The sequence below is a fragment of the Candidatus Woesearchaeota archaeon genome (assembly GCA_030651135.1).
GTDB lineage: Archaea > Nanobdellota > Nanobdellia > Woesearchaeales > JACPBO01 > JACPBO01.
In genome coordinates this window covers 382,638-394,105 of the sequence record JAUSCS010000006.1, presented here as the reverse complement: position 1 = coordinate 394,105, position 11,468 = coordinate 382,638, and the positions used below count along the sequence as shown (strand labels likewise).

The window sequence follows — 11,468 nt, the reverse complement described above, 5'->3', positions numbered from 1 at the left end:
ATGGAAACAGACCAAATAATCAAATACCCGCTGTCGACAGAAAAATCGATACGGCTGATGGATTCAGAGAACAAGCTAGTTTTTGTTGTAGATAGAAAGGCAAAAAAAGCGGAGATAAAAAAGGCAATTGAAGAGATGTTCAAGGTCAAGGTTGATGATGTTAGCACGCTTATTGGCCCGGATGGGAAGAAAAAGGCATATATCAAGTTCAATAGGGAAAATCCAGCAATAAATGTTGCAACAAAGCTCGGGCTTATGTGATTGAGGCAAAATGGGAAAGAATCTAATTCAGCAAAAGCGGGGAAAGGGAAGCTCAACTTACAGGGCGCCAGCATTTCGCTATGAAGGAGATATTAAGTACCTGCCGCTCTCTGAAAATATTACTGGAGGAAAAATAACAGATATAATCCATTCAAGCGGCCACTCAGGGCCCTTATTGAAAATAAAATATGACAACGGAAAAGACGGCCATAATATTGCGCCAGAAGGCGTAAGGGTGAATGATATGATACAGGTTGGCCAGGCAGCTGAGGTAAAACCAGGAGCCATAATGAGCTTAAAAGACATCCCTGAGGGAACATCTATATATAACATAGAAGTAATCCCTGGAGACGGAGGAAAATTTTGCAGGGCATCAGGCGCATCCGCAAAAATACTTTCAAAAATAAAAAATCATGTTTTGGTGCAGCTTCCTTCAAAGAAGGAAAAATTATTTCACTTCAACTGCAGGGCAAGCGTTGGCATAGTTGCCGGCAGCGGAAGGGTTGACAAGCCTTTTATAAAAGCAGGAGGCAGATTTTACTGGAAGAGAGCAAGAAACAAGCTTTATCCGAAGATTTCAGGAATTGCGCAGAATGCAGTCAATCACCCATTCGGCGGAAGCAGGTCATCAAAGAAGAACAAGCCATCTACTGTTTCGAGAAATGCCCCTCCTGGAAGAAAGGTTGGATTGATAGCAGCCAAGAGAACGGGAAGGCACAAGAGGTAATATGGTTAAGAAAGATTTCACTTACAGAGGAAAAACAACTGAAGAATTGAAAAGAATGAGCCTGAATGAGCTGGCGCAGATACTGCCCTCAAGGCCGAGAAGAACTATAAAGCGCGGCTTTACAGACAGCCAGAAAAAACTGCTTGAAAAAATAAGAAAAAATGAGCCCAATATAGAAACTCACTGCAGGAATATGCTTGTGCTGCCTGAGATGTTTGGAATGATGATAAAAATCCACAACGGAAAGGAATTCGTTCCGGTAGTAATACAGGATGAGATGCTCGGGCATTCTCTTGGTGAATTTGCCCAGACAAGAAAAAAAGTGCAGCATGGCGCTCCTGGAATCGGGGCAACAAAATCATCCGCGAGCTTATCAGTGAAATAAACACAAATACGCTAATGGCAAAATACAAATACGCTTCAAAAATTGAAAACGAGAAAAATGCAAAGGCAGTCGGAAGAGACTTGCCAGCTTCGCTAAAACATTCAGTGGAAGTCTGCAATCTGATAAGAAACAAAACTGTTGAAAAAGCAAAGAAGACTCTGATGGATGTGATCGAAAAAAAGGAAGCTGTTCCTTACAGAAAATTCCAGCAGGATCTTGCTCACAGAAAAAATATCGGCCCAGGAAGGTTTCCTGTAAAGACATGCGAAAATATACTTGAAACGCTGAAAGCAGCAGAAGCGAATGCTGTATTTAAGGGGCTGGGAAAAGACCTTTTCATAAAAAGCATTGTTCCGCAAAGAGCAGCCAAGCAGTGGCACTATGGAAGAAAAAGAAGAAGGCACATGAAGAGAGCTCATATCGAGATTGTTTTGGAAAGCGGAACTCCGAAAGAAATAAAGAAGGTATTCAGGCCGTTCAAAAGAATGAGGCACATGGCAAGAAGATGATTGAGAGAAAAATAATCAATGACAGGATAAAGGAATTCCAGATTCAGGAGTTTATAGGTCAGAATCTGAGCAAAGTGGGGCACAGCCATACAAAAATGGTGCGCACGCCTTTGGGCGAGAAGATAATAATATTTGCATCAAGGCCCGGCCTGATTGTAGGCAAAAAAGGCGCAAATATTAAGAAGCTGACTAAAAACCTGAAGAAGAAGTTCAATCTGGAAAATCCTCAGATCGAGATTTCAGAGGTTGAAAACATATTCCTTGATCCGCAGATTGTTGCCGAGAGGATCGCAAATGCGCTCGAAGTGTTTGGCGCCAACAAGTTCAAGGCTGTCGGCCACAAAACAATGATGGAAGTGATGGGCGCCGGCGCACTAGGCATTGAAATACTGATTTCAGGAAAATTACCGAGCGCTCGCGCGAAAAGATGGAGATTTTACATGGGTTATCTGAAGAAATGCGGAGATGCTGCAATATCCGGCATAAAGAAGGCATACGCGCAGGCACAGCTGAAATCAGGAATAATAGGCGTGCAGGTCAGAATAATGCCGCCTGATATGGTGCTGCCTGACAAAATAAAATTCAGGGTACTGAGTGAAGAGGCGGAAGCCGGGGAAAAGAAAGCTGAAGAAAAAAGCGAAATGAAAGAAACAGAGGCAGGTGCTGAAAAAATCCAAGAGCAAAAAACAGCAGAACCAAAAAAGCCAAGGGGAAGAAAGAAAAAGCCGCAGAATGGGGATGGCTCCGGGAATGCAAAAGATTTTCAAGAATCACAAGAAGAAAAACCGAAGGTAGAAAATGAAATTTAAAGAGCTGAAGTTAATGAGTGAAGCTGATTTGAAAGAGAAGAGCAATGAAATAAGAAAAGAACTCATGAAATTAAATTCACAGGTTGCAATGGGGACAATAATAAAGAACCCGGGCCAGATAAAAGGCATTAAAAAAACAATTGCAAGAATAAAAACAATATTGAAAACCAAGGAGGTTAAGAAATAACGAATGAGCGAAATATGCTCTAAGTGCGGATTGCCGAAAGAACTTTGCGTCTGCGAAACAATAGCTAAAGAAACCCAGAAAATAATAGTGGCACTGGAGAAGAAGAAATTCAATAAGGTGTATACAGTGATTGAGGGCGTTGACAGCAAAGAAATCGACATGAAAGAGCTGATCAAGAACCTAAAAAGCCAGTTTGCCTGCGGCGGAACAATAAAACGCGGAAAGGTTGAACTTCAGGGAGACCACAAGCAAAAGGTAAAGGAAGCATTGGTTCGTTTGGGATTCGCGCCAGAAACAATCGAAGTGCAATAAGACACTTATAAAGGTCGAAATGGATAAAAGCAAAAACATAGGAATCAAAGTAAAATCACCGGAAAAAACATGCGATGATAGGCATTGCCCTTTTCACGGCAGCCTAAAAGCAAGAGGCAGGATTTTCACAGCCAGTGTCATTGCTGCAAAATCCAATAAATCCGCCACAGTAGAATGGGAAAGGCGTGTGCTGATAAAAAAATATGAAAGATATGAAAAAAGGAGAACGCAGATAAGGGTTCACAATCCTCCTTGCATAGACGCAAAAGAAGGCGATGTTGTGAAGATTGTTGAATGCAGGCCAATAAGCAAAACAAAAAAATTTGTAATAATCGAGAAGGTTGAGAAGAATGCAAGCGCTTAAAGCAAGGGTCAATAGGGGGCTTCAGCAAGGCTCTTCTGTAGACGTATGCGACAACTCGGGAGCCAAGCTGCTCAAGGTAGTTTCAGTGATAAATACAAAAAATACCAAAGGAAGGCGTGTAAGCGCTGGCGTTGCTGACCTAATACTGGCATCAGTTAAAAGGGGCAAGCCGGAAATGAGAAAACAGGTCGTGTATGCCGTCATAGTAAGGCAGAGAAAAGAGTACAGAAGGCCTGATGGGCTAAGGGTAAAATTCGAAGACAATGCGGCTGTTGTTTTAAAGGATGAAAAAGGAAATCCAAAAGGAACTTTGCTTAAGGGGCCTATTGCAAAAGAGATTGTAGAAAGGTGGCCAATGGTCGCAAAGATAGCGACGATTGTAGCGTAATAATGGAGAATTAAAAAATGTTTTCAAAATCATGGAAGAGCAGCAAGCAGCCAAGGAAGCAGCGTAAATACAGGGCTAATGCTCCGCTCCACATAAAAGGAAAATTCCTGGCTGCACATTTATCTAAGGAGCTAAGAAAAGCCTACAATAGGAGAGGCATAAGGCTGAGAACGGGCGATAAAGTGAAAATCATGATTGGACAGTTTAAGAAAAAAGAAGGAAAGGTAGAAAGAGTTGACGTGAAAAAAGAAAGGGCATACATTGCCGGAATCGATATATTGAAAAGAGACGGCTCAAAAACACAATACCCCATACACCCTTCAAATTTAATGATAACAGAATTAAACCTTGAAGATAAAAGAAGAAAGGAGATACTGGAAAGAAAGAAAATAAATGAAGTAAAAAATGAAAAAACACCTAAAAAGACTGGCAGCGCCAAAGTCGTGGCCAATTAAAAGGAAAGGGACGAAATTTATTACAAGGCCTTTAGCCGGGGCTCATTCGCTCGAATTAGGCACACCACTAACGATAATATTAAAGGATATATTGGGCATTGCAAAAAACAACAAGGAAGTGAAGCATATCCTGAACAGCAAAGAGATATTGGTGGATGGAAAAAGAAGAAAAGAGCCGCGTTTCCTTGTCGGCCTGATGGATGTCCTTTCAATACCTGAGACAAAAGAGAATTTCAGAGTATTGCTCGATAAAAAAGGAAGGCTTAGGCTGGCCAAAATAAGCGAGGATGAAGCGAAAATAAAATTGTCCAAAATAATAAACAAAACTATAATGTGCGGCGGCAAGATGCAGCTGAACCTTGGCGACGGCAGAAATGTTTTAGTTGAAAAAAACGATTATAAATCCAATGATGTGCTTGTTTTGAATTTGCCTGATCAGAAAATAATCAGCGCGCTGAAATTTGAAAAGGGGGCAAGCGCTTATACAACTGGCGGGAAGCACACCGCTGAATTGGCAGTTATCGAAGAAATAAAAGGCGATACTATAGCTCTGAACTCAAAAGGCAAAAAATTTGAAGCCAAAAAAGAGCATTGCTTTGTCGTGGGAAAGGAAAAGCAGCTAATAAAAACTGAATGAGCAAAATGCAAACCAATATAATGAAGGAAATAAGGATAGAGAAGCTGACACTGAATATCGGGGCAGGAAAAGACCAGACATTATTAGAGAAGGGAGTGAAGCTGCTGAAGAGCATGACTGGCATGGCTCCAATAAAGACTGTTACAAATAAAAGAATTCCTACATGGGGCTTAAGGCCTGGATTGCCGATTGGCTGCAAAGTTACATTGAGGGGGAAAAAGGCGACTGAGCTGCTGAAAAGGCTGCTCGAATCAAAGGCAAATAAGCTGAAAGAAAGCCAGTTTGATGATTATGGAAACATGGCATTCGGAATTCCTGAGTATATTGACATACCTAATGTGAAATATGACCCAGAAATAGGAGTAATCGGCCTGGAAGCCTGCGTTACTTTAGAAAGGCCGGGGTTCAGGGTTAAAAAAAGAAAAATCTGCAAAGGCAAGATAGCAAAAGACCACCAGATTAAAAAAGAGGACGCAATGAATTTCATGAAAAAAAATTTCAGCATAAAAATAGGCGATGAAGAATGACTACAAGCTATTATAAAAAATTATTGAAGCAGCTCAGGGCAAAGCCAGCAAAGCTGAAGAGATTTGCAAAGTTCAACACGCCGAAAGAAAGAAAGTACGGCATTGGAACAAAAAAATGCAGGCGCTGCGGGAGAACAGGCGGCCACATAGGCAAATATGGCTTAAATCTTTGCAGGCAGTGCTTCCGCGATATTGCTGTGAGGATTGGCTGGAAAAAATACAGTTGAGGTTAAAAAAATGGCATTAAATGATCCAATTTCAGATGTGTTATCGTCTATAATGAACGCTGAAAAAATAGGCAGAAAGGAATGTGTTGTGAAGGGCTCAAAAATAGTTAAAGATGTCCTCAATATCATGAATAGACATAATTATATAGGATCGTTCAAAGAAGATGAAACAAGAAGAGGATTGTATCTAACAGTCAATCTTCTCGGCAGCATAAACAAGTGCGGAGTCATAAAGCCAAGGCACAGCGTAAGCAAAGATAATTTTGAGAAATTTGAAAAAAGATATCTGCCGGCAAAAAATTTCGGCGTATTGATCGTTTCAACAAACAAGGGGCTGAAAAGCGATGAAGATGCTAAAAAGGAAAAACTTGGGGGCAGGCTGATAGCCTATTGCTACTGAAATGAAAAGGGGCGCAATTGAAGCAATTATAGAAATTCCAGCAGGTGTTGATGCTAAATTAACTGATGATATATTGACATTAAAGTCTGGGAAAAACGAAGCGTCGAAGAAGCTTGCCAGTGAGAAAATAAAGTTAGTGCTGGAAGGCAATAAGCTGAAATTAACCACTAAAAAAAGCTCGAAAAAGGAGAAGAAACTCGTAGGGTCGTTCAGGGCCCATATCAAAAACCTTATTGAGGGCATCAGGGAGCCGCACGTGTATAAATTAAAGATCTGCTCAGGGCATTTTCCGATGAATGTTTCAATTGCCGGCAGCGATCTTACTGTTAAAAATTTTTTGGGAGAAAAAATACCAAGAAAACTGAAGCTGAAAAAAGGCGCCAGTGTAAAGATTGAAGGCAGCGAAATAACAATTGAATCTGCAAATAAGGAGCTTGCCGGCCAGGCAGCAGCAGATATAGAGCAGCTTACAAAAAGGCCGAATTACGATCCGAGAATTTTTCAAGACGGAATTTATATAATAATAAAAGACGGGAAGGAAGTAAAATGAGCAAACTGCTTGAATTGAGAAAAGCGATCAAGGCAAAGAAGCCTATTTTTCTCAGGCAGGACTATCATAAAAAGAAAGAGCTTGGAAGAAAATGGAGAAAGCCAAAAGGGATCCATTCAAAAATGAGGCATCATTTCAAGGGAAAGATAAGGTGCGTTGCCCACGGGTGGGGTTCGCCGCTCGAAGTGAAATACCTGCATCCATCGGGATTGAAGCAGATATTTGTGCATACAGTTGATGACCTTAAAAAAATAAATGCGAAAACAGAAGGCGCAATGATTGCTGCAACTGTTGGAATGAAAAAGAAATTTGAGATTTTAAAAAAGGCGATGGAACTTGGGATTAAAGTGCTTAATATTAAGAATGTTGAATCTTATTTAAAAGAACAGGAAGATAAATTCAAGGAAAGAAAAAAGAAGCACATAGAGCAGAAAGAAACAAAAAAAGAAGAGAAAAAATCAGAGAAATTGGAAGAAAAAATCACGCCAGAGTTGAGTGATGATGAAAGGAAAAAGCAGGAGAAGCTTGAAAAAGAAAAAGTACTGACAAAGAAAGGCGCGATGTAAAATGGAACTTAAAATTCAAAAAAGATTAGCGGCTCAGGTTTTGAAATGTTCGCCTAAAAGAATAAGGCTTGATGTTGAAAGGCTTGAAGAGATAAAAGAAGCCATAACAAAGGCAGATATAAGGTCGCTGATAAACAACAATGCAATAGTGAGAGTGCAGAAAAAAGGGATTTCAAGATTCAAGGCAAAAACACGGCATCTGAAAAAAAAGCAGGGAAGGCACAAGGGATTCGGCAGCAGGAAAGGAAGAAATACGGCAAGATTGCCTCCTAAAAGAAGATGGATGAATGCTGTGAGGCTGCAAAGAAGGTTTTTGAAGATGCTGAAGGCTAAAAAAAGCATTGACAATACGGTGTTTTATGAGCTTTATGCCAAGGTTAAGGGCGGATTTTTCAGAAGCAAGAGGCATCTTGAGCTGTACATACAGGAGCATAAACTGGCCAAACTAAAATGAAAAACATATCTACAGTAAGATACAGAAGAAGGAGAACCGGAAAAACAGACTATAAAAAGAGACTAGCTTTGCTGCTGTCAAATAAAAGCCGCTTAGTGATAAGAACGTCATTGAAAAATATCAGCCTGCAGGTTGCAGAGTATCACCCTCCAGGCGACAAGATACTGGCGTCTGCGCATTCGGGCGAGCTTGAGAAATTCGGATGGAACATTAATAAAGGCAACATACCTGCCGCTTATCTTACCGGACTTTTGTTCGGCAAAAAAATGAAGGAGAAAAAGATCGGGGATGTCGTGCTCGATATCGGAATGCAGAGATCAATAAAAGCTTCAAGGATATATGCTGCGCTAAAAGGCGTGCTTGATGCAGGGATAGATGTTCCGCATTCAAAAGAGATACTGCCTGACGAGAACAGGACAAGCGGGAAGCACATCCAGGATCACACTAAAAAAGAAGTTCAAAAAATGTTTACAAGTGTAAAGGAGAAGATATTGGCAAAATGAAGAAAGAAAATATTGAAGAAAAAACTGAAGAAATCAAAAAACCCGAAGAGAGCATAATCGCGCCTGAAGTTGCTGAAGAGGAAAAGCTCGAAATAGAAGCCAAAGATGTAATAGAAGTAGTTCCTGAGGAAGAAGAGATTGAGAAGGAAATCCCAAAAGGATCGTTTGACAGGGAAAGATGGACCCCTAAAACAAGCATTGGCAAAAAGGTGAAAAGCGGGGAGATTAATGACATTGACCAGATAATTGACAACGGCCTGAAAATAATGGAGCCCGAGATTGTTGATATTTTGATGCCTGATGCCGAGATTGACCTGCTTCTTATCGGCCAGTCGAAAGGAAAGTTTGGCGGCGGTAAGAGAAGGGTTTTCAGGCAGACGCAGAAGAAAACAAGAGAGGGAAACAAGCCAAGATTCTCAACTGTCGTTATAATTGGTAACCGCAACGGCCACATCGGCATGGGCTATGGAAAGGCGCGCGAGACAGTTCCTGCAAGAGAAAAGGCAATGAAAAGCGCTAAATTAAATATGATAAAGATAAGAAGAGGGTGCGGAAGCTGGCAGTGCGGCTGCAGGACACCGCATTCTATTCCTTTTAAGGTTGTTGGCAAGTGCGGATCAGTAAGATTGACATTAATGCCTGCGCCAAAAGGAACAGGATTGGTGCTCGAGCCAGAATGCCAGAAGATATTAAGGCTGGCGGGAATAAAGGATGCTTGGTCTGATTCGCTTGGCCAGACAGTGACAAAGGTCAATCTTGTTAATGCATGTTTTGAGGCTTTAAAGCAAACTATGAAGATGAAAGCAAGCACGCGCAATATTGAAGAAACAGGAGCAGCAGAAGGAAGGGTAAAGAAATAAAATGACTAAAAAACTGGCAATTGTAAGGGTGAGGGGAACTACTGGAATAAAGAGCGGGATAAAAGACACTCTAACTATGCTTAATCTCCATAAAAGGAATTTTTGCATTGTGATTGACGATACTCCTGCAAATAAAGGCATGATTAAAAAAGCCGAAAACTATGTTGCATGGGGCGAGATTGATGATGAAACTTTAAAGTTTGTTGAAAAAAGAAAAAAAGAAGGCAAGAAATTCTGCAGGCTGAATTCTCCAAAAAAAGGCTATGGAAGAAAGGGCTTAAAGCATGCTTTCGCTGTTGGCGGAGCTCTTGGCTATAGAGGAGATAAGATAAATGATCTCATCAAGAGGATGCTTTAGATGACTGTCAATAGAAGAAAAAAGGTAAGCAGGCAGAGAGGCTCTCACACCCACGGATGGGGCTCGAAGAAGAAGCACAGAGGAGCGGGAAACAGAGGAGGCAGAGGGAGAGCGGGAACCGGGAAAAGAGCAGATCAGATGAAGACTCTTTACTGGAAAGAAAGATATTTCGGAAAAAAAGGATTTAAATACCACGGCATGCAAGAGAATATAAATGCAATAAATTTAAATGACCTGCAGGAAAAGATTCTTTTTTTAATTTCGCAAAAGTTGATAACAGAGGACAAAGGCACTTATAATATTGATTTGGGGAAAATTGGATATAATAAATTGCTTGGAACAGGAAATGTTTCAAAAAAATTGAAGATAAATGTTAAGTACGCATCCGGCAATGCAGTTGAAAAAATAAAAAATGCGGGCGGAGAAGTGATTCTAGCTGAAAAAAAGCAATTGCCGCCAAAACAGACAAAAAAAGAGGAGATAATTAAAAAATAAAAATGCCTGGTTTTCAAGATTTGCTGATGAACCTTCCGGGTGTGGAGGGGCCGAAGCAGAGGGTGCTTTCATTTAAGGAAAAGCTGAAGTGGACATTGATAATCCTTGTTCTTTTTTATGTTCTGAGCCTTATTCCTCTTTTTGGCTTGGGGCCGAACCAGCTTCAAAGATTTGAGTTTTTAGCAATTATTCTTGGCGCCAAATTTGGCTCGATAATGTCTTTGGGAATTGGGCCGATAGTAACGGCGTCAATTGTACTGCAGTTATTGAACGGATCCGGAATAGTGAAGTTTGATTTGACAACGCATGAAGGGAAGCAATATTTCCAGGGCGTGCAGAAGGTCTTGTCTGTGTTTTTCATACTGCTTGAAGCTGCGATTTATGTTTTTATGGGCGGATTAGCTCCGTCTCCCGGATTCATTGGAACAGGAGTTTATTTTCAACTTGAGCTTTTGCTGATATTTCAATTATTCCTTGGCGGAATACTTGTTTTGTTAATGGATGAAGTTGTTTCAAAATGGGGCTTCGGGTCTGGAATCAGCCTTTTTATTGCTGCAGGTGTTTCAGAAAGTATTTTCATAAGGGCGCTAAGCTGGCTGCATCCTGTAACTAATCCTGAGAGTTTTGTAGGGGCTATTCCTGAGTTTTTCAGATCATTGGCTACGCAGAATCCTATCGGAGCTGGCTTGGCAATTGCATCCATAATCGCAACAATAGTTGTATTTGCAATAGCTGTTTATGGGCAGGCGATGAAAATAGAGATACCATTAAGCTTCGGAAGGATAAGAGGGCACGGCATAAGATGGCCTTTGAATTTCATTTACACAAGCAACATACCTGTTATTTTAGTTGCAGCTTTATTGGCCAATGTGCAGCTGCTTGCGACATTGCTGCAGAACTGGGGGCATCCATTGCTCGGAACATTCACATCTCAGGGAAGCCCTGCATCAGGGTTTGTGCTTTTAGTTACGCCGCCAAATATTGTACGCAGCCTGATTGAGGGCAGCTTGACAGGATTTGACATATGGCGCGCTGCGGCCTATACTTTATTTATGATTGGAGGCGCAATAATCTTTTCAATGTTTTGGGTCCAGACATCCGGCATGGATGCGAAAAGCCAGGCAAAGCAGATGATGGCTTCTGGATTGCAGATTCCCGGATTCAGAAGAGATGCGAGAGTGCTTGAAAGATTATTGGACCGGTATATATGGCCTTTGACTGTGATGGGAGCTGCTCTTGTTGGATTTTTAGCATCGATTGCTGATGTTTCTGGCGCATTAAGCAGCGGAACTGGAATTTTACTGGCTGTTATGATTATTTATAGATTATATGAAGATATTGCAAAGCAGCACATGATGGACATGAATCCAATGATGAGAAAGTTTATGAGTGGATGAAAATGAATCAGCAACTACAATCGTTCCGAGGCATTGCTAATGCCTCATTGCATACTTTTAGCCAAGCTTTTTGTAAAATGTCAAAAATTTTCCACCA

21 protein-coding genes and 1 pseudogene are annotated in these 11,468 nt (G+C 41.0%); all 22 read left to right on the top strand.

Going from position 1 to position 11,468, the window contains the following annotated elements; all coding sequences use genetic code 11:
- The 22 genes and pseudogenes from Q7J54_02300 (at window position 1) to secY (ending at window position 11,371) form a co-directional block, all read left to right on the top strand.
- Window positions 1-261 (top strand): 50S ribosomal protein L23, encoded by a 261-nt coding sequence (locus tag Q7J54_02300; protein MDO8740387.1) that lies wholly within the window; start codon window positions 1-3, stop codon window positions 259-261.
- Window positions 262-271: 10 nt separating this feature from the next.
- Window positions 272-988: a 50S ribosomal protein L2 gene (locus Q7J54_02295; GenBank protein MDO8740386.1), complete on the top strand. Its 717-nt coding sequence runs from the start codon at window positions 272-274 to the stop codon at window positions 986-988.
- Between the two features lies 1 nt (window position 989).
- Complete coding sequence (locus Q7J54_02290) at window positions 990-1,373, top strand: 30S ribosomal protein S19 (protein ID MDO8740385.1); 384 nt, start codon at window positions 990-992, stop codon at window positions 1,371-1,373.
- A gap of 14 nt (window positions 1,374-1,387) precedes the next feature.
- On the top strand, window positions 1,388-1,882 hold the full coding sequence (gene rplV, locus Q7J54_02285; GenBank protein MDO8740384.1) for a 50S ribosomal protein L22: 495 nt from the start codon (window positions 1,388-1,390) through the stop codon (window positions 1,880-1,882).
- Window positions 1,879-2,691 carry a 30S ribosomal protein S3 gene (locus tag Q7J54_02280; GenBank protein ID MDO8740383.1) on the top strand — a complete coding sequence of 271 codons (813 nt, stop codon included), beginning with the start codon at window positions 1,879-1,881 and terminating at the stop codon, window positions 2,689-2,691. Before rplV ends, Q7J54_02280 begins: the two co-directional genes overlap by 4 nt.
- Window positions 2,681-2,878 carry a 50S ribosomal protein L29 gene (gene rpmC, locus Q7J54_02275; GenBank protein ID MDO8740382.1) on the top strand — a complete coding sequence of 66 codons (198 nt, stop codon included), beginning with the start codon at window positions 2,681-2,683 and terminating at the stop codon, window positions 2,876-2,878. The genes Q7J54_02280 and rpmC overlap by 11 nt, the downstream gene beginning before the upstream one ends.
- Window positions 2,879-2,881: 3 nt before the next feature.
- A complete protein-coding gene (locus tag Q7J54_02270; protein MDO8740381.1) occupies window positions 2,882-3,190 on the top strand; it encodes a translation initiation factor in 309 nt (102 codons plus the stop codon).
- Between the two features lie 19 nt (window positions 3,191-3,209).
- Window positions 3,210-3,554, top strand: coding sequence for a 30S ribosomal protein S17 (locus tag Q7J54_02265; GenBank protein ID MDO8740380.1), 345 nt, complete (start codon window positions 3,210-3,212; stop codon window positions 3,552-3,554).
- Window positions 3,541-3,942: a 50S ribosomal protein L14 gene (locus Q7J54_02260; GenBank protein ID MDO8740379.1), complete on the top strand. Its 402-nt coding sequence runs from the start codon at window positions 3,541-3,543 to the stop codon at window positions 3,940-3,942. Before Q7J54_02265 ends, Q7J54_02260 begins: the two co-directional genes overlap by 14 nt.
- Before the next feature lie 17 nt (window positions 3,943-3,959).
- Window positions 3,960-4,328 (top strand): annotated as a pseudogene (gene rplX / locus Q7J54_02255) (50S ribosomal protein L24).
- A gap of 19 nt (window positions 4,329-4,347) precedes the next feature.
- Window positions 4,348-5,034 (top strand): 30S ribosomal protein S4e, encoded by a 687-nt coding sequence (locus Q7J54_02250; GenBank protein MDO8740378.1) that lies wholly within the window; start codon window positions 4,348-4,350, stop codon window positions 5,032-5,034.
- Entirely contained in the window at window positions 5,031-5,561 is a 531-nt protein-coding gene (locus tag Q7J54_02245) for a 50S ribosomal protein L5 (GenBank protein ID MDO8740377.1), read from the top strand. Before Q7J54_02250 ends, Q7J54_02245 begins: the two co-directional genes overlap by 4 nt.
- Before the next feature lie 53 nt (window positions 5,562-5,614).
- Window positions 5,615-5,788, top strand: coding sequence for a 30S ribosomal protein S14 (locus Q7J54_02240; GenBank protein MDO8740376.1), 174 nt, complete (start codon window positions 5,615-5,617; stop codon window positions 5,786-5,788).
- Window positions 5,789-5,798: 10 nt separating this feature from the next.
- A complete protein-coding gene (locus Q7J54_02235) occupies window positions 5,799-6,188 on the top strand; it encodes a 30S ribosomal protein S8 (GenBank protein MDO8740375.1) in 390 nt (129 codons plus the stop codon).
- Between the two features lies 1 nt (window position 6,189).
- Window positions 6,190-6,738: a 50S ribosomal protein L6 gene (gene rpl6p, locus Q7J54_02230; GenBank protein MDO8740374.1), complete on the top strand. Its 549-nt coding sequence runs from the start codon at window positions 6,190-6,192 to the stop codon at window positions 6,736-6,738.
- Window positions 6,735-7,304 (top strand): 50S ribosomal protein L32e, encoded by a 570-nt coding sequence (locus Q7J54_02225; protein MDO8740373.1) that lies wholly within the window; start codon window positions 6,735-6,737, stop codon window positions 7,302-7,304. Before rpl6p ends, Q7J54_02225 begins: the two co-directional genes overlap by 4 nt.
- Before the next feature lies 1 nt (window position 7,305).
- A complete protein-coding gene (locus Q7J54_02220) occupies window positions 7,306-7,758 on the top strand; it encodes a 50S ribosomal protein L19e (GenBank protein ID MDO8740372.1) in 453 nt (150 codons plus the stop codon).
- A complete protein-coding gene (locus Q7J54_02215) occupies window positions 7,755-8,261 on the top strand; it encodes a 50S ribosomal protein L18 (GenBank protein MDO8740371.1) in 507 nt (168 codons plus the stop codon). Before Q7J54_02220 ends, Q7J54_02215 begins: the two co-directional genes overlap by 4 nt.
- Complete coding sequence (locus tag Q7J54_02210) at window positions 8,258-9,121, top strand: 30S ribosomal protein S5 (protein MDO8740370.1); 864 nt, start codon at window positions 8,258-8,260, stop codon at window positions 9,119-9,121. Before Q7J54_02215 ends, Q7J54_02210 begins: the two co-directional genes overlap by 4 nt.
- Before the next feature lies 1 nt (window position 9,122).
- On the top strand, window positions 9,123-9,479 hold the full coding sequence (locus tag Q7J54_02205; protein ID MDO8740369.1) for an uL30 family ribosomal protein: 357 nt from the start codon (window positions 9,123-9,125) through the stop codon (window positions 9,477-9,479).
- Window positions 9,480-9,974 carry an uL15m family ribosomal protein gene (locus tag Q7J54_02200; GenBank protein ID MDO8740368.1) on the top strand — a complete coding sequence of 165 codons (495 nt, stop codon included), beginning with the start codon at window positions 9,480-9,482 and terminating at the stop codon, window positions 9,972-9,974.
- A gap of 2 nt (window positions 9,975-9,976) precedes the next feature.
- A complete protein-coding gene (secY, locus tag Q7J54_02195; GenBank protein ID MDO8740367.1) occupies window positions 9,977-11,371 on the top strand; it encodes a preprotein translocase subunit SecY in 1,395 nt (464 codons plus the stop codon).
- Window positions 11,372-11,468: the final 97 nt, after the last annotated feature.